This window comes from Pseudomonas rhizozeae (genome assembly GCF_031583775.1).
GTDB lineage: Bacteria > Pseudomonadota > Gammaproteobacteria > Pseudomonadales > Pseudomonadaceae > Aquipseudomonas.
The window spans coordinates 12,525-35,059 of sequence record NZ_JAVLSB010000011.1; the positions used below are offsets into that span (position 1 = coordinate 12,525).

Annotated in this window: 25 protein-coding genes; 10 read left to right on the forward strand and 15 right to left on the reverse strand. The window is 61.6% G+C overall.

Going from position 1 to position 22,535, the window contains the following annotated elements:
- The first annotated feature begins 17 nt into the window (after positions 1–17).
- A complete protein-coding gene (locus tag RG836_RS02465; protein WP_310842917.1) occupies positions 18–881 on the forward strand; it encodes an MBL fold metallo-hydrolase in 864 nt (287 codons plus the stop codon).
- 526 nt (positions 882–1,407) lie between these two features.
- Here RG836_RS02465 and RG836_RS02470 read toward each other — a convergent pair.
- Genes RG836_RS02470 through RG836_RS02480 form a run of 3 tightly spaced genes read right to left on the reverse strand, consistent with a single transcriptional unit; the run spans position 1,408 to position 3,567 of the window.
- Positions 1,408–2,352, reverse strand: coding sequence for a phosphatidate cytidylyltransferase (locus tag RG836_RS02470; RefSeq protein WP_310842918.1), 945 nt, complete (start codon positions 2,350–2,352; stop codon positions 1,408–1,410).
- Entirely contained in the window at positions 2,349–2,948 is a 600-nt protein-coding gene (locus RG836_RS02475) for a lysophospholipid acyltransferase family protein (RefSeq protein ID WP_310842920.1), read from the reverse strand. Before RG836_RS02475 ends, RG836_RS02470 begins: the two co-directional genes overlap by 4 nt.
- Entirely contained in the window at positions 2,935–3,567 is a 633-nt protein-coding gene (locus RG836_RS02480; protein ID WP_310842921.1) for a CDP-alcohol phosphatidyltransferase family protein, read from the reverse strand. The genes RG836_RS02475 and RG836_RS02480 overlap by 14 nt, the downstream gene beginning before the upstream one ends.
- A 137-nt stretch (positions 3,568–3,704) precedes the next feature.
- Here RG836_RS02480 and RG836_RS02485 point away from each other — a divergent pair, with 137 nt between their 5' ends.
- Together RG836_RS02485 and ppk2 are read left to right on the forward strand one after the other, a co-directional pair.
- Positions 3,705–3,962, forward strand: coding sequence for a hypothetical protein (locus RG836_RS02485; RefSeq protein ID WP_310842922.1), 258 nt, complete (start codon positions 3,705–3,707; stop codon positions 3,960–3,962).
- A 110-nt stretch (positions 3,963–4,072) separates the two neighbouring features.
- The gene (gene ppk2, locus RG836_RS02490; RefSeq protein ID WP_310842923.1) at positions 4,073–4,990 is read left to right on the forward strand and encodes a polyphosphate kinase 2; all 918 of its coding nucleotides are present in this window, start codon (positions 4,073–4,075) and stop codon (positions 4,988–4,990) included.
- A 260-nt stretch (positions 4,991–5,250) separates the two neighbouring features.
- Here ppk2 and RG836_RS02495 read toward each other — a convergent pair whose 3' ends face one another.
- From RG836_RS02495 to RG836_RS02525, 7 genes are all read right to left on the reverse strand, one after another.
- Complete coding sequence (locus RG836_RS02495; RefSeq protein WP_310842959.1) at positions 5,251–6,081, reverse strand: alpha/beta fold hydrolase; 831 nt, start codon at positions 6,079–6,081, stop codon at positions 5,251–5,253.
- A 282-nt stretch (positions 6,082–6,363) separates the two neighbouring features.
- Entirely contained in the window at positions 6,364–6,705 is a 342-nt protein-coding gene (locus tag RG836_RS02500) for a hypothetical protein (RefSeq protein WP_310842924.1), read from the reverse strand.
- A 129-nt stretch (positions 6,706–6,834) separates the two neighbouring features.
- Positions 6,835–7,962, reverse strand: coding sequence for a GGDEF domain-containing protein (locus RG836_RS02505; RefSeq protein ID WP_310842926.1), 1,128 nt, complete (start codon positions 7,960–7,962; stop codon positions 6,835–6,837).
- 108 nt (positions 7,963–8,070) lie between these two features.
- Entirely contained in the window at positions 8,071–8,364 is a 294-nt protein-coding gene (locus RG836_RS02510) for a hypothetical protein (protein WP_310842928.1), read from the reverse strand.
- A 16-nt stretch (positions 8,365–8,380) separates the two neighbouring features.
- Complete coding sequence (locus RG836_RS02515) at positions 8,381–9,310, reverse strand: ZIP family metal transporter (protein ID WP_310842931.1); 930 nt, start codon at positions 9,308–9,310, stop codon at positions 8,381–8,383.
- 2 nt (positions 9,311–9,312) lie between these two features.
- Complete coding sequence (locus tag RG836_RS02520) at positions 9,313–9,480, reverse strand: hypothetical protein (RefSeq protein ID WP_310842933.1); 168 nt, start codon at positions 9,478–9,480, stop codon at positions 9,313–9,315.
- A 65-nt stretch (positions 9,481–9,545) separates the two neighbouring features.
- Positions 9,546–10,430: a manganese catalase family protein gene (locus RG836_RS02525; protein ID WP_310842935.1), complete on the reverse strand. Its 885-nt coding sequence runs from the start codon at positions 10,428–10,430 to the stop codon at positions 9,546–9,548.
- Positions 10,431–10,755: 325 nt separating this feature from the next.
- On the opposite strand from RG836_RS02525, the gene RG836_RS02530 reads away from it, so the two are divergent.
- Positions 10,756–11,184, forward strand: coding sequence for a nuclear transport factor 2 family protein (locus RG836_RS02530; protein WP_310842937.1), 429 nt, complete (start codon positions 10,756–10,758; stop codon positions 11,182–11,184).
- A 47-nt stretch (positions 11,185–11,231) separates the two neighbouring features.
- Here the strand turns inward: RG836_RS02530 and RG836_RS02535 are convergent, their stop codons facing one another.
- On the reverse strand, positions 11,232–12,230 hold the full coding sequence (locus tag RG836_RS02535) for a bile acid:sodium symporter family protein (RefSeq protein WP_310842939.1): 999 nt from the start codon (positions 12,228–12,230) through the stop codon (positions 11,232–11,234).
- A 106-nt stretch (positions 12,231–12,336) separates the two neighbouring features.
- Entirely contained in the window at positions 12,337–12,927 is a 591-nt protein-coding gene (locus RG836_RS02540; protein ID WP_310842941.1) for a hypothetical protein, read from the reverse strand.
- Here RG836_RS02540 and RG836_RS02545 point away from each other — a divergent pair.
- Positions 12,926–13,261: a hypothetical protein gene (locus tag RG836_RS02545; protein ID WP_310842943.1), complete on the forward strand. Its 336-nt coding sequence runs from the start codon at positions 12,926–12,928 to the stop codon at positions 13,259–13,261. The genes RG836_RS02540 and RG836_RS02545 overlap by 2 nt on opposite strands.
- A 14-nt stretch (positions 13,262–13,275) precedes the next feature.
- On the forward strand, positions 13,276–15,534 hold the full coding sequence (katG, locus tag RG836_RS02550; RefSeq protein ID WP_310842944.1) for a catalase/peroxidase HPI: 2,259 nt from the start codon (positions 13,276–13,278) through the stop codon (positions 15,532–15,534).
- Positions 15,535–15,591: 57 nt separating this feature from the next.
- On the opposite strand, the gene RG836_RS02555 is transcribed toward katG, so the two are convergent.
- Positions 15,592–16,575, reverse strand: a complete 984-nt coding sequence (locus RG836_RS02555) for a GlxA family transcriptional regulator (protein WP_310842961.1) — start codon at positions 16,573–16,575, stop codon at positions 15,592–15,594.
- Between the two features lie 349 nt (positions 16,576–16,924).
- On the opposite strand from RG836_RS02555, the gene RG836_RS02560 reads away from it, so the two are divergent.
- Positions 16,925–18,601 (forward strand): MFS transporter, encoded by a 1,677-nt coding sequence (locus RG836_RS02560; RefSeq protein WP_310842946.1) that lies wholly within the window; start codon positions 16,925–16,927, stop codon positions 18,599–18,601.
- Between the two features lie 52 nt (positions 18,602–18,653).
- Here the strand turns inward: RG836_RS02560 and RG836_RS02565 are convergent, their stop codons facing one another.
- Positions 18,654–19,031, reverse strand: coding sequence for a RidA family protein (locus tag RG836_RS02565; RefSeq protein ID WP_310842948.1), 378 nt, complete (start codon positions 19,029–19,031; stop codon positions 18,654–18,656).
- A 75-nt stretch (positions 19,032–19,106) separates the two neighbouring features.
- Positions 19,107–20,018 carry a LysR family transcriptional regulator gene (locus RG836_RS02570; RefSeq protein ID WP_310842950.1) on the reverse strand — a complete coding sequence of 304 codons (912 nt, stop codon included), beginning with the start codon at positions 20,016–20,018 and terminating at the stop codon, positions 19,107–19,109.
- Between the two features lie 139 nt (positions 20,019–20,157).
- On the opposite strand from RG836_RS02570, the gene RG836_RS02575 reads away from it, so the two are divergent.
- The 3 genes from RG836_RS02575 (at position 20,158) to RG836_RS02585 (ending at position 22,226) form a co-directional block, all read left to right on the forward strand.
- Positions 20,158–20,826, forward strand: a complete 669-nt coding sequence (locus tag RG836_RS02575) for a type 1 glutamine amidotransferase domain-containing protein (protein ID WP_310842952.1) — start codon at positions 20,158–20,160, stop codon at positions 20,824–20,826.
- Positions 20,827–20,911: 85 nt separating this feature from the next.
- On the forward strand, positions 20,912–21,214 hold the full coding sequence (locus tag RG836_RS02580) for a DUF1330 domain-containing protein (protein WP_310842954.1): 303 nt from the start codon (positions 20,912–20,914) through the stop codon (positions 21,212–21,214).
- Positions 21,215–21,350: 136 nt separating this feature from the next.
- Complete coding sequence (locus tag RG836_RS02585) at positions 21,351–22,226, forward strand: serine hydrolase domain-containing protein (RefSeq protein ID WP_310842956.1); 876 nt, start codon at positions 21,351–21,353, stop codon at positions 22,224–22,226.
- Positions 22,227–22,535: the final 309 nt, after the last annotated feature.

Below are 22,535 nucleotides of genomic sequence, written 5' to 3' on the forward strand. Positions count from 1 at the left end.
TGAAAGAAACGGCCATCATGCCTGCTCAGATTGAAGCTTTTCTCGACCCTGCCTCGTCGACCTACAGTTATGTCGTCTATGAAGCCGACGGCAGCCAGTGCGCCATCGTCGACCCGGTGTTGGATTACGACGCCGCCGGCGGGCGCACCGCAACGGTCCAGGCTGACCGCATCATCGCCTTCGTGCACGAGCACCATTTGCAAGTGCAATGGCTACTGGAAACCCACGCCCACGCCGATCACTTGTCCGCCGCACCCTACCTGCGCCGCGAACTGGGCGGCAAGATTGCCATCGGCCAGTCGATCAGCAACGTGCAGCACGTGTTCAAGGCGCTGTTCAACCTCGAACCGCAGTTTGCAGTGGACGGCTCGCAGTTCGATCACTTGTTCGCCCCGGACGAATCCTTCCTGATCGGCAACCTGCGCGCCACCGCGCTGCACGTCCCCGGTCACACCCCGGCGGACATGGCCTACCTGATCGATGACGACCTTATCCTGGTCGGCGACACCTTGTTCATGCCCGACGTCGGCACCGCCCGCTGCGACTTCCCCGGCGGCAACGCTCATCAGCTATACGCCTCGATCCGCAAGCTGCTGGCCTTCCCCGCTTCGGTTCGACTGTACGTCTGCCACGACTACCCGCCGGACAGTCGCGACGCCCAGTGCCAAAGCACCGTCGGCGAACAACGCCAGCACAACGTTCATGTGCACGACGGCATCGACGAAGCCGCCTTCGTCGCCATGCGCACCCAACGCGATGCCGGGCTGGGCATGCCCAACTTGCTGCTGCCGGCCATCCAGGTCAACGTCCGCGCCGGACACCTGCCACCGGCGGAAGACAATGGCGTGACGTATTTGAAGATTCCGTTGAATAAAATGTGAGGGGTTGGGTGAGGTTGAGCCTGACTGCGACACCTGTGGCGAGGGAGCTTGCTCCCGCTGGCGTACGCAGCAAGCCCTAAACCAGGCGCCTCGGTTTATCAGGGAAATCGAGGGCACAGGCTTTGGGGCGGCTCCGCCACCCAGCGGGAGCAAGCTCCCTCGCCACAATTGGTTGAGGTGTATCTGAGGGAGATGGGTTGGCTGGCAGGCCGTCATCGCTGGCAAGTCGAATCGTCGCACCGCAGCTCCCACAGGGGTCGGAGGTGTCCGCAATAATTGCGTACCCCATCAGGTCGAGTGTCAGCTCGCCGCGCTTTTGATCTTGCTTTTGATTCACCCGCCCCGTCGGAAGGCTGAGTGGAGGCGTTTATCCGGGGATTGGCGCGTAGCGCCGCATGACGCAGTCATGCTCATGGATATGTACACCCAAAAAAGCTCTGCCGACTGACACCCAGTCATCGCTGGCAAGTCGAATCGTCGCACCGCAGCTCCCACAGGGATCATTACTGCGGCAGTGCCCTCGTAATCAAACCGAAAAAAAATACCGCGTCATATGAAAAAAGATCGGCGCGGCGAAACAAATCGAATCCATCCGGTCCAGCATCCCGCCATGCCCCTTGATCATCGTGCCCCAATCCTTGGCACTGAGGCTGCGCTTGATCGCCGACATCACCAGCCCACCCAAAAACCCCATCACCACGATGACGAACGACATCAGCAATGACTGCCAAAAACTGAACGGCGTCATCCAGAACATCGCACCGCCAATCAAGGTGGCAGACAACCCCCCGCCCACCAGCCCTTCAACCGTTTTCGAAGGGCTGACCAGCGGCGCAACTTTGTGTTTGCCGAAGAGTTTGCCAAACACGTACTGCAGCACATCGCTCATCTGCACGACGAACACCAGATAGAACAGCAGCAAGGCGTTTTGGCCAGCAAAGCCCTTAAGGTCCAGCAATAACAGGGCTGGCGCGTGGCTGATGCAGTAAATACAGATCATCACCCCCCACTGGATTTTCGCCGTGCGCTCCAGGAAGGCTTCGGTGTCTTGGCTGAGCACTGCGATCGCCGGCAACAGGAGGAAGGCGTACACCGGGATCAACAGGGTAAACATCGAATACCAGTGGGTGCCGATCAGGATGTATTGCAGCGGGATCAGGATGAAAAACGCCGAGAACAGCGCATTGTGATCCCCGGGCCGGGTCGGTGTGAGGGTGATGAATTCGCGCAGGGCGAACAGCGAGATAAAGCTGAACAACACCACCGTGGCGTTGCCGCCCAACTGGTAAGAAATGAAGAAAATGATGACCATACCCCACCAGGCGTTGACGCGCTGGTTGAGGTTGTCGACGGTGGCGATGGCGCTCTCCGATTTGGCGCGCCTGGCCAGCAGCCAACCGGCAATGGACGCCACGGCCAGCAGGCCGGCGATGGCGCAGAAGAACCACAGAAACTTGGCATCCAGAGTCATTTCGACAGCCTCACGATGGCGTCACGGGCACGTTCGAGGAACGCCTGTTTATCTTCGCTGGCGATTCTCGGCAGCGGGTTGCCGATGCGGATGGTGCAGATGATCGGCAGCGGTACGTGCTTGCCCTTGGGCATCGAGCGATGCAGGTTTTCCAGGTAGATGGGGACCAGGTCGACCTCGGGAAAGGATTCGGCGAGGCGGAAAAGGCCTGACTTGAATGCCGCCGGCAACGGCTGGCTGGAACGGGTGCCTTCGGGAAAGATGATGATCGAATGCCCGGCGCGCACCACGTCGAAGATCGGTTCGAGGACATTTTGCCCCGCTGTCGGGTTGCGTTCGATCAGCACCGCGTTCAGGCCTTTTTGCGAGACATAGCGCAAGAACGCGTTCTTGCCCCAGTAGTCGGCGGCGGCCACCGGTTTGACGTTGACCCGGGCTTCCGGAGGCAACGCGGCGATGATCGCCAGGGTGTCCATGTGGCTGGTGTGGTTGGCGAAATAGATGCGTTGCCGGCTCAGGTCGGGCGGGCTTTCCCAGCGCGCGGTCACGCCGATCAGGAACCGCAGGACGGCAATCAGCGCGTTACTGATCCACATGGCCGGCCTCCTTCAGCTGCTTGGCGATGGCCAGGGTTCGCGTGACGCAGGTGGCGACCGAACCAATGGCGATCAGCGCCAAAGTCAGCAACAGCACGTAGTGAGTGGCGTAATAAATCACTTCAACGGCATTGAGCAGCAAGCCGACGGTCATTAGCGCCATGCGGTGCTGCTTGGCCATGGGACCGATAAAGCGCTGTGGCTGGCCGAGCGCGCCGCCGAACACCCGGACATACGCAGTTAGCGCAGCGGCCAGCGCGGCGAACCAGCCCAGCCCCGGCTGCAGGACGGCATAGCCGAGCGCGACAAATAGCAAGCTGTCGGCAATGCGATCGGGAAATTCGTTGTACAGGCTGCCGATCGGCGATTGCTTGCCGCCCTCCACCGCCACCATGCCGTCGAACAGGTTGCACAGCAGGCGCAACTGGATGGCCAGGGCACAAATGATCGAGCCGGCCACGCCATTATCGATCAACAGCACCACCGCGCCGGTGAGCGCGAAGACGATGCTGATCACCGAGATTTCATTGGGGGAAAGGTCTTTTTTCACCAGCAGTTCTGTAATCCGCCGGGCCCAGCCCGCCGAGCGGGCCTTGATCGGCCTTCTGTTGTCGTCCATTTACCTGCCCTGTCAGAAATGCGTTGCGAATGCTTGCAAGTGTAGCGGTGAGTCGCGGGACGTAAACCAATGCAGCCTGACAGCGCTCCCGTGGGGTACAGTTCAGTTCATCATGACCACATCCAAAGGATGCACCCGTGAATACCAATCAAAAGCTGCGGACCTTTGACCTGATCCGCGAGGCCGTGTTGCCTGAGTACCGTGAACGGGTCGCCGAATACTTGTGCCTCTACGAAGAAGTGCTGCACGACGCCGCGGCCGAGCCGGCGGCAATCCTGGCGTCGGCGCAACAGCTTCGCGGCTACTTGCGGGGCCTTAACACCACGCGAGTGCTGGGCATGGCAGATCTGGAAGAGCTGGATCGGCGGGTGCTGGAGTCGTGGTTGTCAGCCTGAGGGGCCAGCGCTAGCGCCTTTAACCGGTGCCATGCGTTGCAGCCTGTCACCCGTTTGTCACACCCCGCGGATTACAGTCAAAGGCAACCCCTCGACGGAAGCCTTGGACCATGTCTCCCACACAAAACGCCTTAATGCAGCGCATCCGCCGCGAGTTGCTCGATCACAGTGACGAAGAGCTGGAACTGGAATTGCTGGAAGACGACCACGACCTCAACGCACTGTTCGAGGAACACGCTGGCGACAACGCAGAGAAAGCCGAACGCCGACGTTATTTCAGCGAGCTGTTTCGCCTGCAAGGCGAACTGGTGAAGTTGCAGAGTTGGGTGGTCAAGACCGGGCACAAAGTGGTGATTCTGTTCGAAGGCCGCGACGCGGCTGGCAAGGGTGGCGTGATCAAGCGCATCACCCAGCGCCTCAACCCGCGCGTCTGCCGGGTCGCCGCCCTGCCCGCGCCCAACGACCGCGAACAGACCCAGTGGTACTTCCAGCGCTACGTCTCGCACTTGCCGGCCGCCGGTGAAATCGTCCTGTTCGACCGCAGTTGGTACAACCGCGCGGGCGTCGAGCAAGTGATGGGGTTTTGCAACGCCGATCAATACGAAGAATTTTTCCGCACCGTGCCGGAGTTCGAACGGATGCTCGCGCGCTCAGGCATTCAATTGATCAAATACTGGTTCTCGATTTCCGATCAGGAACAACACCTGCGTTTTCTCAGCCGCATCCATGATCCGCTCAAGCAATGGAAACTCAGCCCGATGGACCTCGAGTCCCGCCGGCGCTGGGAGGCCTACACCAAGGCCAAGGAAATCATGCTCGAACGCACCCACATCGCCGAAGCGCCGTGGTGGGTCGTGCAAGCCGACGATAAAAAGAAAGCCCGCCTCAACTGCATCTCCCACCTGCTGGGGCAAATGCCCTACGAAGAAGTGCAAATGCCGGTGATCGAACTGCCGGAGCGGGAACGCCAGGAAGACTACTCGCGCAACCCCACGCCGGCGGAATTGATCGTGCCGCAGGTGTACTGACGTCTTACTGCTCGTCAGGCGCAGATGCAGTGCCTGGTCGGACGCCATCGCGGGCAAGTCGAATCGTCGCACCGCAGCTCCCACAGGGATTTTTGGTGTTCACGAGAATGGCGACCATCCACAAGACCCTGTGGGAGCTGGCTTGCCAGCGATGGCTTACCGTCAGGCGACACATTTCTAGAGCCTGGACAGCCGTCACCGCAAACAAGCCCGCCCCACAGTTATTCACCTTGTCCGGCTCTGTTGTCGGGCGTGAGGTATCAGCCTTTGATAAACGCCAGCAGATCCGCATTGATCTGGTCAGCGTTGGTGGTCGGCATGCCGTGAGGGAAGCCGGGATAGGTCTTCAGCGTCGGGTGCTTGAGCAGCTTGGCTGACAACGGTGCTGAGTCGGCGAATGGCACGATCTGATCGTCCTCGCCGTGCATCACCAGGGTCGGTACGGTGATTTGCTTGAGGTCTTCGGTAAAGTCGGTTTCGGAGAAGGCCTTGATGCAGTCGTAATGCGCCTTCGCTCCGCCCATCATGCCCTGGCGCCACCAATTGTTGATCACGCCCTGATGGATCGTCGCCCCCGGTCGGTTGAAGCCATAGAACGGCCCGGTCGGCACATCGAGGTAGAACTGCGCGCGATTGTCCACCAACGCCTTGCGGAAGCCGTCGAACACTTCCAGCGGCAAGCCACCGGGGTTGTTCGCGGTCTTGACCATGATCGGCGGCACGGCGCTGATCAAAACCGCCTTGGCCACCCTGCCCGGCTTGGCCCGCGCTGCATACCGGGCGACTTCGCCGCCGCCGGTGGAATGGCCGACGTGCACCGCGTTCTTCAAGTTCAACGCGTCGGTCAGTTCGATGACGTCGGCGGTGTAGGTGTCCATCTCGTTGCCCTGCCAGGTTTGCGTCGAGCGCCCGTGACCGCGCCGGTCATGGGCAATCACCCGGAAACCCTTGCCGAGGAAGAACATCATCTGGTTATCCCAGTCATCAGCACTCAACGGCCAGCCATGGTGAAACACAATCGGCTGGGCGTCCTTCGGGCCCCAGTCTTTGTAGAAAATCTCAGTGCCGTCTTTAGTGATGATCGAACTCATGGCGTTGCCTCCAGAATGGGCCGGATGGTGTGTAGGAATGGTGGGGGAATCGGCCGCCAGGGACGGCAGCGAGAAACTGCCCAGCGGTAACAGCAGACCGGCCGCGACGACCGCAGAACTGCTCAATATCGCCCGGCGCTGCAGATCGATGTCACAACGGGAGTACTTCATGCGCGTCTCCTGATTGAACCGGCGCTCCAGAAATCCGGAGTGCAATGACTCTAGTGTCGGTGAGCGATTTGCGCCAATCAGCGGTGCACATAGCGGTCAACAGCGCCGGTGTCACAGGCACTCTTGCGCCGCCCGTTCGAAGCTCGACGATACGAAAGTCGAGGCCAGCAGCTTGCGCTCGTAGACGAACACCTTGCCGCCGTTGCCAGACTTGTAGGCTTCGAGTACATCATCGGCGGCGACTTTGCTCGGCACGACGATTTTGTAGCGGCGCTGGGTTTGCGAGACGCTGGGGTTGAGGGCGTTTTGCTGGAGTTTTGGCACTACGCACATGGCATACGCCTCGGGCGATTTGCTGGTTTGCAGGGTCAGCGTAGGGTCGTTAGGGGCGCTGGCGCAGCCGGCCAGCAAGGCAAAAGCAACGACGATTGCGGGAATAAATAAAAGGCGCATGGCGGTCGTCCTGGGAATATACGCGGGGCGTTGAGCTGTGGATTCAATGCCGGCGATTTTCCAGTTTTGACGCAGAAACAGAACTCGTGATTCTCAATGGTCACTATCACTTTCACCGATAGTGCCCTGCTAAGGCGCAACCACCACTTGATTACGACCCAACGCCTTGGCGCGGTACAGCGCCTGGTCGGCACTGTGCATCAGGCTGTGCAAGTCGTTATCGCCAGTGGCGGTCGACGCGACCCCCAGGCTCGCGGTGATGCCGTGTACTGGATCGGTCATCAACCCGGCGATGGCTTCGATCAGTTGCTCGGCGATCTTCACAGCCACCTCGATCGACGTGTCGGGCAGCAACACCGCGAATTCTTCGCCGCCCAGTCGACCGTGCACGTCGGTGTCGCGGAACGAGGCGCTGATCACCAGGCCCATTTGCCGCAACACCTGATCGCCGACCTGGTGGCCGTAGGTGTCGTTGATCCGTTTGAAGTGGTCCATGTCGAGCATCACTGCACACAGGTTGACCTGATTGCGCTGGCATTCGCTGTACAACTGCTGCGCGTGCTCGAAAAAGGCCCGCCGGTTTTTCAGCCCGGTCAGTTCATCGGTGTGGGCGGCGCGGGTCGAGATGCTGTGAGCCTGGGCCATCTCGCGGCTGAGACGGAACGCGGTTTCCAGAGCGATCGACAAACTGTGGGTGGCGCTGGCGACGAAAGACGCGAACACCAGCACCGCGAACGCCATGCCCACTTGCATCGTTGAGTGTTGAAACAACAACCACAGGGTACTGGGCAACAACACCAGGCTGATGGACACCAGGGTCATGTTGCGATACGCCGAATAGCAGGACACCGCGCTGACCGACATGCCCACTGCGAACAACATCACCAGCGCCTGGGCCACCAGGTCCGCCGGCGGCATCAGCGCCAGCGCCCCGCCGCCCCAGATCGCCGCGGACAATGACAGAGTCAGCCAGTATTGCCGTTCCCAGCGCTGCGGCGTGCGCTCGCATTCAGGGCTGCGAAAATAACGGAGGAACATCGAGATGCGCAGCAGCGACGCACCCCCCAACAGCGCCAACCAGGCACAGGCCACGCTCTGATCAACGCGCTGCCAGCACAACCAGCACAACATGACCGCCGCCAGGAAACTGCCAAACACCGCCGACACCGATTGACGAAACAACTGCTGCAGTCGGTCCGTGCGTACTTGTTCTGCGATGAAAAGATCGGTGCTGTGCCGAGATCCTGGGCCATCCATTGAAACCGCCTGATCACACTGTTGCGTCGAGGCCGCATTGTGGCACCACGCCACCAGCGCAAACAACCCGTTCAGACGTCCCGCTCGGCATTTAACGGTGACGCAGACTTAAGAACCGGGCCGGCTCGTTAGCTTTTGTCGGGCGTCGGCGGCACCGTGATAATCCTCGCCGGCAACCGCGCACAGGTAGCGCTGGTCGGCGGTCAGGCGCAGATCGCGCCATTCCTGCCAGTCGATCATGCGCTGGCGGTCCATTTCATCAGCCTGGCGCAGCAATTCTTCGTGGTAGGCATCCGGGCATTCCATGCGCAACGTCCGGTCGTCCAGGGCGCGATGCCAGGCGTCCAGCGCGCGGAGCTTGCGTTCCTGAATCGGCGTTAGCCAATGGGCGAATGAGTTCATGGCAGATCCTCCGGGCTCAACCCAATGCGGTGTCGAGAAACATCATTACGCCGAAACCCAGCATCAAGCCGAGGGTGGCCGGCGTTTCATGGCCGTTGCGGTGGGTTTCGGGAATCACTTCGTGGGACACCACAAAGATCATCGCCCCGGCGGCCAGACCCAATGCCACCGGATACCCCAGGGCGAAACTGGTGGAAATGCCGAGCCCGACCACGGCACCCAGCGGCTCCATCAACCCGGACCCCACCGCGATCAGCGCGGCGCGCAAGGTGGAAATACCGGTGACCCGCAGCGCTAGCGCCACGGCCAGACCTTCAGGAATGTCCTGGATGGCAATCGCGGTGGTCAGCGGCAGCCCGACCTGCATGTCGCCAGTGGCGAAGCTGACGCCAATGGCCATGCCCTCGGGCAGGTTGTGCAAGGTAATCGCCAGAACGAACAGCCAGACCCGATTGATCCGCTGTGCGTCCGGGCCCTTGCGGCCAATCTCGGCGTGCTCGTGGGGCACAAAGCGATCCAGCCCGACCATCAGCGCCACCCCTAGCCCCAAGCCCAGCACCACCACTGAAGCCGCCAGCAGCTTGTTGTCGCAAATTTCCTGAGCGGCGGCGATGCCCGGCAGGATCAACGAGAACGAACTGGCGGCGAGCATCATGCCGGCGGCGAAGCCGAGCATGATGTCCTGTGTCCGGGCGGCGATGTCGCGCAATACCACGGCTACCAGCGCGCCAAGGGCGGTCGCGGCAAAACCGGAAAAGCCACCGAGCATCGCCAACTGCAGATTGCCACGGTTCTCGCCGGTGAAGGCGTTATAGCCGCTGAGCAGCAACAGCAGGCCGACGCCAGCCAGGGTCGCCCAGAAAAAAACGCCCATCCATCTGGCGTTTTTTTCCGGATCATTCCAGGACGACCCTGAACTGCGTGCTGCCGTTGACGGTTCCGACATGACTACCCCTGTTTGCCTCGCTCACGCTGCGGCGCCCGATCAGGCGCCGCACTGACAATATCTCGCGACAGCCGCGCCGCTTCCCGTTCGAACGCTGCCGCAGTGGCATCGAAGAGTCGGGACAAGCCCTCGGCGGACGGCTCGGATACACCCTTAGCAATAACGATCATTAGGACACCTCTTTAGTTCGATTACCTGCGGTACCGCACGCCACGGGGGCGTGCGGTGATCCTCATCAAGCGCGCTCGATCGCCTGGGCACCGGCACCCAGATCGGCACCCGTGATCGGGTCGGCTTCCGGGTCGGACATGGTGCGCATCTTCATGTCCAGCAACAGCGATTCGTCTTCAGCGCTCAACTGCACACTGGCGCTGCCGTCGCCGCCGTCAACTGCAGGTTTCGGGCTGTCGACGTACTCCCAGTCATCGCCCTGGTTCCATGGGCCGCGGGTGCTGCCCTCGCCTTGGGACATGTTGTAGTAGACGTTGGTGAACTCCGGCATGCCTGGCAACTTGCCTTGCGGGAAGTTCGGCTGAATCGCGTGCAAGGCTTTTTCGAACGACAGCTGATGCGCAATCTCGCGGGTCATCAGAAAGCCCAGCGCTTCTTTTACGCCCGGATCATCGGTGACGTTCATCAGGCGCTCGTAAACAATCTTGGCCCGCGCCTCGGCAGCGATGTTGGAGCGGAAGTCCGCGGTCGGTTCGCCAATAGTGTCGACGTAAGCCGCCGACCACGGCACACCGGCCGAGTTGGTCAGTGGCGCACCGGCGCCATACAGCAGGCTGGTGATGTGCGAGTCGTTGCCGGCACCGTTGATCGCGCGGTACAGCTCGCCTTCTTCCTCGACGCCCTCGGCCAGACGACCTTTGGCGCCCTTGTTGAGCATGACGATGATCGAACCAACGATCTCCAGGTGGCTGAGCTCTTCGGTGGCGATGTCCATCAGCAGATCCTTGCGGCCCGGATCATCTTCGGCCAACGCCTGGGTGAAGTAGCGCGACGCTGCCGCAAGTTCACCTTGAGCGCCGCCGAATTGTTCGAGCAACAAATTGGCCAGCCCAGGGTTAGGTTGGGCGACACGGACGGTATATTGCAGACGCTTGTTGTGTAGAAACATGGGGAATCTCCTCAGGCCCAACGACGACTCTGTTCACTGGGTGAATGACCCAATGCGCCGCCTACAATCATCTGAAGCTGAGGCTGTTTGATTAATTTTAAAAAGATTGGCGGAGAGCGACCGACGGTGCTGCAAGCCGCGAAACACGGGGGTTTCGCACCAGTCGTCGGTGGGCATTTCAATCGTTCTAAACTTTTTCAGGTGGGGCGTTATCAACCGCTGTCACAAAAATTTACTGAGGCGCGACGGCCGGAATGTTCTACTCGACCGGCGACTTAAATCCGCTTTCAATCGCCGCCCCTACAATAAAAAACAGGAGTGACTCATGTCCGAATTGAACCTGCAGCCAAACGTAGCCGCCTCCCTCCAGCGCTGGCACGAAATGATCCGCCAGGGCGATTTGCAGGGATTACCCGATTTGCTCGATGCGCACGCGGTGTTCCGCTCACCCATGGCCCACACGCCCTACCCCGGCGCGGCCGTGGTGGCGAAAATCCTTGGCACGGTGATCCAGGTCTTCGAGGACTTCACCTACCACCGCGAACTGGCGTCGGCGGACGGTTTGAGTGTGGTGCTGGAGTTCAGCGCCACGGTCGGCGAGAAAACGCTGAAAGGGATCGACATGATCCGCTTCGATGAACACGGCAAGATTGTCGAATTCGAAGTGATGGTGCGGCCGCTCAGCGGCTTGCAAGCCTTGGGCGAGCAAATGGGCCAGCGCCTCGGCGCTTACCTGGCCGCGAACAAAGGCTGAAAAAAAGGCGCGCCCTGCGGCGCGCCATTGTTGTTTTACGGACCGTTTTACGGATCGACCTGGGCCATCAACTCCGGCACCGACTCCGGACGCTTGGCGTAATGCTGCGCCATCACCGCACACACCATCAACTGAATCTGGTGGAAGAGCATCACCGGCAGGATCAACACACCAATGGTACTGCCGGCGAACAGCACCTGCGCCATGGGCACGCCAGTTGCCAGGCTTTTCTTCGAGCCGCAGAACAGGATGGTGATGCGGTCCTCTTCGCTGAAACCGAAGACCCTGCCCAGCGCAATGGCCGCCATCATGATCAGCGCCAGCAGCACACAACACGCCACCACCAGGCCGCCCAGTTGCCACAGCGGAATCTGCCGCCAGATGCCTTCGTTCACCGCTTCGCTGAAGGCGCCGTAGACCACCAGCAAGATCGAACCCTGGTCGATGAATTTCAGCCAGCTCTTGTTGCGAGCGACCCAGGCACCGACCCAGCGTCGGGCGATCTGCCCGGCAATGAACGGCAGCAGCAGTTGCACGCTGATTTTCAGAATGGCATCGAGGGTCGAACTGCCTTCGCCATGCACGTCCAGCAGCAACGCCACCAGCAACGGCGTGAGGAAAATCCCGAACAGACTCGATGCCGCCGCGCTGCAAATCGCCGCCGGGATGTTGCCTCGGGCCAGCGAAGTAAAAGCAATCGCCGATTGCACGGTCGCGGGCAAGGCACACAGGTACAGCATGCCCATGTACAGCTCTTTGCCGATCAGTGGCGACAGCACCGGCTTCAGCGCCAGGCCAACCAGCGGAAACAGCACGAAGGTCAGGCCGAACACCAGCAGATGCAAGCGCCAGTGCCCGGCACCGGCGACGATGGCGTCACGGGACAGTTTGGCGCCGTGCAGGAAAAACAGCAGCGCGATCGCGGCGTTGGTCAGCCAGCTGAAACCGACCGCCACCTGGCCAGTGACGGGCAATACGCTGGCCAGCAGCACCACACCGATCAGGGTCAGGGTGAAGTTGTCGGGCAGAAAACGAGGGCGGGTCATCAGGGGCGTCCGCGGGTGGGAAAGAATGCCGCGACTGTAACCCGCTGGCGGCTTACCGGCTAACGCCAATAAGCCAGGATGTATCGCCTAACGGACACCCTCCCTTTCAGCGGTCGAGGCTGGCCAGATTATTCGCCCGTCGCTTGGGGGTTTCGCCGGTCACTTCGCGCAGCAGCAGGTTGATTGCCTCACCGCTCATCGAACCCTGTTCATGCAGCCGATTGGCCACCGCCGTCAGCGCCGGCCAATAGCGCCGCACCAGGTGATTGGCGCGGGTGATGGCCAATGACTCGGCATCGAGCAACATACGCGGGGGCAACAGGCTGATCAGCTCATGGCCGCGCTGTCGGTCCCCGCGGCCACTGCTGCCGAGGAAGGTGTCCGACTGGCTGTGGCGGAACACCGCCTCGGCCACCGGCCCGGCGAAACAATCGATCAGGTCGCGCTCGATCGACTCGACCATCGACGGCAGGTATTCGGCAATGCCCTGGGCGATCAGCGCCGGGTGCAGCACGAAATATTCCGCCTCCACCAGCCCTTCGACCGGCTGCAAGTGGCCGCGCAAATCCACCATCGGCCCAGCGGCGGCCTCCTCCGGATGGCGCACCGTAACCCGCTGAATAGGCTGACCGTTCCACCAGAAAGCCAGCACATGGCCGGCTTCGTGGAAGGCCGTGCAGCGCCGACGTGTGTTCATGCTCGGCTCCTCCGCCGTGCGACGTTTTGCCCATCATCTGCCCCATCCCGAGGGCTCGATAAGAGATTATGTCTATCACCCTCAAATACTGGGGCTATTAGCGATCCCTGCCGAAGGGTCTAGCCTTGATGGAGAGCTGGCGCCCAGCCAGCCGCCAGAAGACTTGATAAAAGACCTGATAAGAGAGACGCGAAGGCTTGCCGTGGGCCACCGCATTGGCAACGTGATTGCCGCTGTCGAGATTCCCCGTGTGCCACCTCGATCCCTAGATCGAACCGCTGGCTGCGCAGCCTTTGTCTTGGATTTCTCCGCAATGCCGGATGAATACAACTAAAGGTAGCTCACACCATGGCAAACGAATCGAAATGCCCGTTCAACCACGCCGCCGGCGGTGGCACCACCAACCGTGACTGGTGGCCGAACCAGCTTAACCTCAACATCCTGCACCAGCACTCGCCACTGTCCGATCCGCTGGGGCCGGACTTCGACTACGCCAAAGCGTTCAAGAGCCTGGATTTCCAGGCCCTGAAAAATGACCTGCGTGCCTTGATGACCGATTCGCAGGAATGGTGGCCCGCCGATTTCGGCCACTACGGTCCACTGTTCGTGCGCATGGCTTGGCACAGCGCCGGCACTTACCGCACCGCCGACGGCCGCGGCGGCGGTGGTTCCGGCCAGCAACGCTTCGCGCCGCTCAACAGTTGGCCGGACAACGTCAGCCTCGACAAGGCCCGCCGGTTGCTGTGGCCGATCAAGCAGAAGTACGGACGCAGCATTTCCTGGGCGGACTTGATCCTGCTCACTGGTAACGTCGCGCTGGAATCCATGGGCTTCAAAACCTTCGGATTTTCCGGCGGCCGCCCGGATGTCTGGGAGCCGGACGAAGACGTCTACTGGGGCTCGGAAAACAAATGGCTGGCCGGTGACAGCCGCTACGAAAAACACGAAGACGAACCGATGCAGAAACCTGGTGAAGGCCCGCTGGTGGCCGAACCAGGGGAAAACGAAGATAGCCGCACTGAGGATGGCCGCGATCTGGAAAACCCGTTGGCCGCCGTGCAAATGGGGCTGATCTACGTCAACCCGGAAGGCCCTGAAGGCAATCCTGACCCGGTCGCCTCAGCCAAGGACATCCGCGAAACATTCGGCCGCATGGCCATGAACGATGAAGAAACCGTGGCGCTGATCGCCGGCGGCCACGCCTTCGGCAAGACCCACGGTGCCGGGCCTGCCGACAATGTCGGCGCCGAACCCGAAGCGGCCGGGCTCGAGGCCCAGGGCCTGGGCTGGAAGAACAGTTTCCGCAGCGGCAAGGGCCCGGACACCATCACCAGTGGCCTGGAAGTGACCTGGACCACCACCCCGACCCAGTGGAGCAATAACTACCTGGAAAACCTGTTCGGCTTCGAGTGGGAACTGACCAAGAGCCCGGCCGGCGCCCATCAGTGGCAACCGAAAAACGGCGGCGGCGCCGGCACGGTGCCGGATGCCCACGATCCGTCCAAGCGCCACGCCCCGACCATGCTCACCTCGGACCTGGCGCTGCGCTTCGATCCGATCTATGAACCGATTTCCCGGCGCTATCTGGAAAACCCCGAACAACTGGCCGACGCTTTCGCCCGCGCCTGGTACAAACTGCTGCACCGCGACATGGGCCCGTTGTCACGCCACCTCGGCCCGGAAATGCCCCAGGAAGAACTGCTGTGGCAAGACCCGATTCCCGACGTGAACTATGAAACGATCAACGACAGCGACATCGCTGCGCTCAAGGGCAAACTGCAGGAGTCCGGCCTGAGCGTCTCGCAACTGGTCTCCACCGCCTGGGCCGCCGCTTCGACCTTCCGTGGTTCAGACAAACGCGGCGGCGCCAACGGTGGCCGGCTGCGCCTGGCGCCGCAGAAGTTCTGGCAAGCCAATCAGCCCGAGCAACTGGCCAACGTGCTGGGCACACTCGAAAGCATCCAGAGCGCGTTCAACAGCGGCGGCAAGCAGGTGTCCCTGGCGGACTTGATCGTGCTCGGCGGCAGCGTCGGCATCGAGCAAGCCGCGAAGAACGCCGGCCTGAGCATTACCGTGCCCTTCTCGCCAGGTCGCGCGGATGCCTCGCAGGAACAGACCGACGTCGAGTCGTTCGGCTTCCTCGAGCCCATCGCCGACGGTTTCCGCAATTACCTGAAGAATCGTTATCGGGTGGAGGCCGAGGCGCTGCTGGTCGACAAGGCGCAACTGCTGACCCTTACTGCACCGGAAATGACGGCGCTGATCGGCGGCCTGCGGGTGCTCGGCACCAACGCCGACCAGAGCCAGCACGGGGTGTTCACCGAGCGCCCGGGGACGCTGAGCAACGACTTCTTCGTCAACTTGCTGGACATGGGCGTGGAATGGAAACCCACCTCGGACGCGCAACAAACCTTCGAAGCCCGGGACCGTAAAACCGGGACGGTGAAATGGACCGGCACGCGGGTAGACCTGCTGTTCGGCTCCAACGCGCAGTTGCGCGCCGTGGCGGAGGTCTATGCCAGCAGTGATGCGCAACAGCAATTCGTGGATGACTTCGTAGCGGCGTGGACCAAGGTGATGAACCTTGACCGCTTCGACCTGCGTTAACTGCTGAGTGCTAATCAGCCCTCCCGACCTGCCATCGAGAGGGCTTTTTTTCGCCGGTTATTTGACCAGGCGCTTTTCCTTCGACGGCCGGTAACCGAAGTAGGCGCTGTAGCACTTGCTGAAATGGCTCGGCGACACGAAGCCACACGCCACCAGCACATCCACCTGCGACAACTCGGTGTGCTGCAGCAAGCGCCGCGCCTCGGTGATGCGCAGTTCCAGGTAATAGCGCTGCGGCGTGGTGCCCAGTTGTTCGCGGAACAGCCGTTCCAGTTGACGCCGCGAGCGGCCGACATAGCCCGCCAGTTGATCCAGCTCCAGCGGCTCTTCGAGGTTGGCATCCATCAGTTTCACCACCTCGCGCAGCGGCGCGCTGACGCATTGGTTTTCGGTCGGTTTGATGCGCCGATAACGGGACTCTTCGAACGCCAGAATGTCTTCGATGCCTTCGACCAGGGCCTTGTCGTGCAAGCCCTTGATCCAGTCCAGCACCATGTGGAAAGCCCCGGACGGACTGGATGCAGTCAAGCGGTCGCGATCAATCACGTACGGCTCGCTGCTGACCTGGGTACTGCGGGAGATTTCCGCCAGCGCCGGGCGGTGTTCAGGATGGATCGCGCAGCGGTAGCCGTCGAGCAGCCCGGCTCGGCCGAGAAACCACGCGCCGTTCCACAAACCGGCCAGGCAAACACCCTGCTCCGCTGCGGTCCGCAGCACCTGGAGCAATTCGTCGCTGGCCTTGAGTTCGGTGCGGTAGCCGCCGCAGATCACCAACAGATCGAGGTCCTGCATCGCCGAACAGTGCAGCGCTTGGTCCGGGCGAATCACCAGGCCCAGGTCACTGATCACCTCGCCGTCACCCAGGCCGAAGGTGCGCGAACCGAACAACGCCGGCCGCAGCAGATTGGCAGTGACAATCGTGTCGAGCGCATGGGTAAAGGCCGGCAGCGAGAAATGCTCCAGCAACAGGAAACCGGTGCGGATCATCTGCCCCTTTTCTGCTGGGCTTTCGTTGAGGTAGCGAAGGTTCTTGCCCTTCATGCCACCGCTGAATTGGCGTCTTTCGATCAAGGTTCGGCCTACTCGTCCAGGTCAACCAACGCATCCACGCGGATGCATCGCTAAAGCGCCATGCTAACCGCAACCCGGGAAATATGCCCTCCCCGATACCGATCGGCGTTCAACCGGGCACGGCGTTTGAAATGAGCATGATGGCGAGTGGATATCTGCGCGAAGCTGATTATGCTTTAGACAACCTCGCCGCAACGCGAGGCCGTCAGTCTGTTCCACGCTTTGCGCAGTTGGTAGTCCGATGACATCAGCCCGGGCCAGGGTGCGACGAAGTCTGAGAGGTACTCCGGCCTACACAAGAACAAGACGGAGAACACCCATGCCGGCAATCGACAACACAACCACGGGCAGCACGCCCAAACATGTGATGACCAAGGAAGAGCGCAAGGTAATTTTTGCCTCGTCCCTGGGCACCGTATTCGAATGGTACGACTTCTACCTCTACGGCTCGCTCGCGGCGATCATCGCCAAGCACTTCTTTGCGGGGGTCAACGAGACCACGGCTTTTATCTTCGCGCTGTTGGCGTTCGCCGCCGGGTTTGCCGTGCGGCCGTTCGGTGCGGTGCTGTTCGGCCGCCTCGGTGACATGATCGGGCGCAAGCACACCTTCCTGATCACCATCGTGATCATGGGCGTGTCCACGGCCATCGTCGGTTTGCTGCCGGGCTACGCCACCATCGGCGTGGCGGCGCCGATCATCCTGATCACCCTGCGGCTGCTGCAAGGCCTGGCGCTGGGCGGTGAGTACGGTGGCGCCGCAACCTATGTGGCCGAGCACGCGCCGAAAGGCCGGCGCGGCTTCTTTACCTCGTGGATCCAGACTACCGCGACCCTCGGCCTGTTCCTCTCGCTGCTGGTGATCCTCGCCTGCCGCACGGCGCTCGGCACCGAAGCGTTCGAAGCCTGGGGCTGGCGGATTCCGTTCCTGCTGTCGATCCTGCTGCTGGCGATCTCGGTGTACATCCGCTTGCAACTGAACGAGTCGCCGGTGTTCCTGAAAATGAAGGCCGAAGGCAAGTCGTCGAAGGCGCCGCTGACCGAGTCGTTCGCCCGCTGGGAAAATCTGAAGATCGTGATCATGTCGCTGCTCGGCGGGACCGCCGGCCAGGCGGTGGTCTGGTACACCGGGCAGTTCTATGCGCTGTTCTTCCTCTTGCAAACACTGAAGATCGACCCGCAGACCGCCAACCTGCTGATTGCCGGATCGCTGCTGATCGGCACGCCGTTCTTCGTGATCTTCGGCAGCCTGTCCGACCGCATCGGCCGCAAGGGCATCATCATGGCCGGGTGCATCCTGGCGGCGGTGACCTACTTCCCGATCTTCCACGCGCTAACGCAGTACGGGAACCCGGACGTGTTCGTCGCCCAGGAAAAAAATCCGGTGACGGTGATCGCCGATCCCGCGCAGTGCTCGTTCCAGTTCGATCCGGTGGGCAAGGCCAAATTCACCAGTTCCTGCGACGTCGCCAAAACCTTGCTGGCCAGGCGAGCGATTCCGTACACAAACGAAGCGGCCCCGGCGGGCACGGTGGCGCAGGTGCGCATTGGTGACAAAGTGGTGCAGAGCTTCGACGGCAGCAGCTTGCCGGCCGCCGAGTTCAAGACCCGCAATGACGCCTTCACCGCAACCCTGGGTGGCGCGCTGAAAGAAGCCGGTTACCCGGAAAAGGCTGACCCGGCGAAAACCAATTACCCAATGGTGCTGTTGCTGCTGACCATCCTGGTGATCTACGTGACCATGGTTTACGGGCCCATCGCCGCGTGGCTGGTGGAGTTGTTCCCGGCGCGCATCCGCTACACCTCGATGTCGCTGCCGTACCACATCGGTAATGGCTGGTTCGGCGGCTTCCTGCCGACGGTGGCGTTCGCCATGGTGGCGGCCACCGGGGACATCTACTACGGGCTGTGGTACCCGATCGTGATCGCGGTGATGACCGCCATTCTCGGCACCTTCTTCCTGCCTGAAACCAAAGACCGCGACATCCACCACACCTGATGACGACGTTCGCCTTCGCTCCAGCGAGCGAGGGCGAATCCGCTCACGGCGCTCAGCCCTTGGCGGCGATCGCCGTCACTTCCACGCGCATGCCTGGCGTCGCCAACTGCACACCGACTGCGGCGCGCACTGGCCACGGTTTGGCGAAGAAGCGCTGGTAGACCTCGTTGAACGCGGCGCGGTCCGCCAGATCGGTGAGGTAAATGGTCAAGTGCATGACCCGGTCCATCGAACTGCCGGCCTTTTCCAGCGCCGCTTTCAATGCCTGCAAAGTGCATTCGCTCTGCTCGACAATCCCGCCCAGCTCCAGGCTGCCATCGGGGCGAGTGGGGATCTGCGTGGAAACCAGCAGGCCGCCAAAACTGGCGACGTCGGAGGAAATGGAATCAGCGTCAGGATCAGGAATGAAGGTCAGGTCGTCAGTGGCCATGGGCGTCTCTTGCTAGGAATTGAATGGAGTTCGACCTCGGGTCGAGGGCGTGAAGCTTAAAGGATTTCGCCAAGTTCAGGCGCCCGCCAGCGACAACTCGGCGGCGGTTTCCACCAGCAACTGACGAAACCACTGGTGCGCCGGATCGTTGCGATAACGCACGTGCCAGGCGATGTCCACCGGGAAGGTGCCGAGGTCCACGGGCGCCTGCACCACCTTCAGCCGCGAGTCCTTGGCCACTTGGTTGCAGATCAAGCGAGGCAGGGTCGCGCAGTAATCGGTGACCGCAATGATCTCCGGCACCGCCAGAAAATGCGTCACCGAAATGGCCAGCTCGCGGCGCAACCCTTGGCGCTCCAGTACCTGGAACAACCCGGCCCGCAGCCGTCCGGGCGGCACCACGTTGACGTGCTTGAGCTGCTCGTATTGCGCGCGCGACAAGCTGTCGCCGATTTGCGGATGGTCGGCGCGCACCACACAAGCCAGGCCGTCGTCCATCAGATGCTGGATGATCAGGTTGTCCGGCGGCTCGATGATGCGTCCGAGCACCATGTCGGTGGTGCCGGAAACCACCCCGGTTTCCGCCAGGTCGTTGCCGAACGGCGTCATCGACAGGGTCACCGCCGGCGCACGCTGGCCGAGTTTGGCAATGATGCTCGGCAGCAGCACGATTTCCACGTAGCTGTTGGCGGCGACGGTGAACTGCCGCGTGGCGGTGGCTGGATCGAAGTGCTGGCGCCCCACCAGCACGTCATCAAGGCGGGCCAGGGTCTCGACAATCACCGGGGCGATTTCCTGGGCGAACTGGGTCGGCTTGATGCCGTAGCGCTCGCGGATAAACAGCGGGTCCTTGAGGGTTTCCCGCAGGCGGTTCAGCGCGTTGGACAGCGCCGGTTGCGTCATGCCCAGGCGCAGCGCGGCACGGGTCACGCTGCGTTCATCCATCAGCGCAATGAAAACCGGCAGGAGGTTGAGATCGTATCGCATAACAGCCACGGCGTTGTTGAGTGGGATGGCAGTCATAATGCCTGATGAATATCTAACATCACACAACTAAACTTCTCGAATATCTGGCGTGAACTCATAGTAGGCCCATCGAAACCCGCCACTCCTTGAGGAACACGCCATGAGCATCAAAACCGTTCTGTTTATCCTGACCAACACCGCGCACATCGGCCCGAACAACCGCAGCACCGGTTACTTCTTCCCCGAAGTCGCCCACCCTTACGAAGTGTTCGCCAAGGCCGGTGTCGCCGTGGAATACGCCTCGCCCTTGGGCGGCACCCCGCCGGAAGACGGCTATGACGAAAGCGATCCATCGCAATTGGCCTTCCGCAACAGCCTGGCGATCCGCCGCATGGCCCGCAGCCGCAAATTGTCGGAAGTGGATGTGCTCGACTACGACGCGATCTTCTTCCCGGGCGGACTCGGCCCGATGGTCGACATCGCCACCGATCCTGAGGTGAAGCGTGCCGTCGAACGCGCCTGGAACGCCGGCAAACTGGTCGCCGCAGTGTGCCACGGCCCGGCGGCCTTCCTCGGCGCCACACTGCAAGACGGTACCCCGCTGGTGCAGGGCCGCCGCTTGACCGGCTTCTCCAACGACGAAGAAGCCGGCTATGCACAGGCCGACGTACCCTTCAACCTCGAGGACGCGCTGCGCGCTGAAGGCGCCGAGTATTCCGCCGCCGCCGTGTGGCAGGAGAACATCGTGGTTGACGGCCGCCTGCTGACCGGGCAAAACCCTGCATCGGGTGGCGCGTTGGCCAAAGCCATGGTCGACGCCCTGCGCTGATCAACCAGCCCAGCCGCCGCGCCCTCGACAGCTACACGCTGTCGGGGGCGATCACCGACCTGATTAATTACCCAAGGAGTTGCGCATGTCCGCCTACGTGATTTTCATCCGCGAAAAAACCCTCGACGAAGAGCAAATGCAGCAATACGCGACAAAAGCCCCGGCCGCCCGCACCGGCCACGACATCACCCGCCTCGCCTTCTACGGCCAGCTCGAAGTGCTTGAAGGCCCGGCCGCAGAAGGCGTCGCCATCCTGCGCTTCCCCGACATGGCCGCCGCCCGCGCGTGGTACGGCAGCGAGGCTTATCAAGAGGCGCGGCAGCATCGGTTCAAGGGTGCGGAGTATCGGATGCTGCTGGTTGAAGGGAGTGATGTGCCGGCGGTTTGATTTTGAGGGTGGGCGCGTCGTTTGACTCGGTGCGCTTGCTTCACTCGATGTCCCTTGCCGCAAAAAAAATCGCTAAGGCCTGATCGAATAGGCTGTTAACTTCTTCGCACACGCCTTTCTCACTGCCCAGACACTTATGCTGATTTCACTCGTCACTAACGGCCAGCCAGCCAACGTCGATCATCCCGAGCCTATCGTCCCTTGGTGGAGCTTCACCAAAACCGTGTTGGCCGCCACCGCGTTGACCCTGGTGCGCGATGGGCTGGTGGAGTTGGACCAGCCGCTGCATGATCAACCGTTCACCTTGCGCCAGTTGTTGCGGCACGAGGCCGGGCTGGCGGATTACGGCTCGCTGGCGGAGTACCATGCAGCTGTCCGCAACCATGAGGCTGCATGGTCAGCGGATGACATGCTCGAACGACTCGATGCTTCGCGACTTCGCTACCCCCCCGGTAATGGATGGGGTTACTCCAATGTCGGTTACCTGTTTGTCGCGCGGCTGATTGAGCGCGTGACTGGCCTGACATTGCAAGACGCGGTGAGCAGTCGCGTGTTAGTGCCACTGGGTGTCTCGGGTGCGCGTTTCGCTACGCGGCGCGAGGATCTGCTGGGAAAGGTGCACGGCGTCGCGGACCACTACGATCCGGGCTGGGTCTATCACGGCTTGCTGGTGGGGCCGCTTGCGCAAGCGGCGCTGTTGCTTGATCGCTTACTCGCCGGGGAGCTTTTGCCCACGGCATTGTTGAAGGACATGCAAACCGTACGGACCTTGGGCGGCCCGATCGCCAATCGACCGTGGGTCACGCCGGGGTATGGATTGGGGGTGATGCAAGGTCCGATCGCCAATGGTTTGATATTCTGCGGCCATACCGGCGGCGGGCCGGGTAGCGTGATCGCGGTTTATCGCTGCAACGATAATGCAGCGTCGGCCTGCTGTGCCGTGTTCGCGAACGGTGCTGATGAAGGCGCGGTTGAAGCTGAGGTTGTACGGCAATTGATGGGGGCGGTGTAGCGGCCCCCGCGTTTGCTTTTCAGCGTGATCAGGCATCGCGCCTGCTGTCCTGGCCAACGGGACACCGCGTCCATCACCAACGAATTCTGGTAAGTCCGCGAAGGCGGAGTATCTGGCGGTAGATTTCTAGCGCCTGGAAGGGCCTCATCGCTGGCAAGCCGGGCTCCCACAGGGATCTTTGGTGTTTTCGAGAAATTCGCCAGCAGGCTTGGCGTCTTCGTCGGAACGCCGCCCGGAGCCGGCTCGCTCCCACGGGGAAACGCGTACAACTCGAGACTAGGTCGGCTATAAGGCCGCCTCGGCCGCTGT